Annotated in this window: 1 protein-coding gene and 1 pseudogene; both read right to left on the bottom strand. The window is 63.3% G+C overall.

Annotated features, from left to right (window positions below; all coding sequences use genetic code 11):
- Nucleotides 1-182 (bottom strand): annotated as a pseudogene (locus A6X21_RS25015) (hypothetical protein); the annotation flags it as partial.
- On the bottom strand, nt 179-802 hold a 624-nt coding region (locus A6X21_RS23655; RefSeq protein WP_205847445.1), incomplete at its 5' end, for a galactosyltransferase-related protein. The gene A6X21_RS23655 and the pseudogene A6X21_RS25015, both read right to left, overlap by 4 nt.

Raw genomic sequence — 802 nt, 5'->3', positions numbered from 1 at the left:
CAGTTGCCGGTGATGGTGATGTCGTCTTCATCGCCGACGAAGCAGGTCTCGGGGGCGGAGATGCCGCTGACGGCACACTGGCAGGGTGCTGGAGACGGTTCAGGACTGGGCTCGGGTGATGGTTCTGGGCTGGGCCAGGGGCTGGGTTCTGTGCCGGTTGCTTCGCTGGTGGGCAGGGTCATGGCCAGGGCAAAGGACTGGGGTGATACGTGGCCGGGCCAGTCAAGCTGGAAGGTATGAGCATAGTCGAGTTCATCCCGCAGGCGGCGGCTTTGAACCAGCGTACGCTCTGCCTGGAGGCTGGAGAAATGCTCGTGGAAGAGATCGAGGGCAGCACGCCAGACGGGAGGGAGCGACATGTCGGAAACTGGTGAAGCAGCGGGCTCGCCCTCACCCCGGCCCTCTCCCGGCAGACCGGGAGAGGGAGAAGAAAGCGGTGTTCCCGGCAGGTCGGGGGAGGGAGCAAGAAGCTGTTCGAGTGTGAGGGGGGTGTTTCTGGCGAGCCACTGTTGGAGATGGTGGGGGGAGAAGTGTTTGGCCGCCAGGCGCAGTTGGTTGTGGAGGACGTGGGGAGCAGGAACTTCATAATGGTGGAAGGCCCGCTGGAAGCGGTGGGCAACGCGGGAGAGGACATCCAGCTTGAGGCCATACCCCAGACTCCAGGCCTTGAGGCCTTGAGGCCGAAGTCGATATCTTCAACGCCCCAGACCTTCATCCCCGTATCGAAGCCACCCAGTGCGAAGTAGGTTTCCCGAGAGACGGCCAGGACACAGCCAATCAGGGCGGGCTGATGGTAGAGGCG

The sequence above is a fragment of the Planctopirus hydrillae genome, from assembly GCF_001707835.1.
GTDB classification, from domain to species: Bacteria; Planctomycetota; Planctomycetia; order Planctomycetales; family Planctomycetaceae; genus Planctopirus; species Planctopirus hydrillae.
This window is presented reverse-complemented; position numbering and strand designations above follow the sequence as displayed.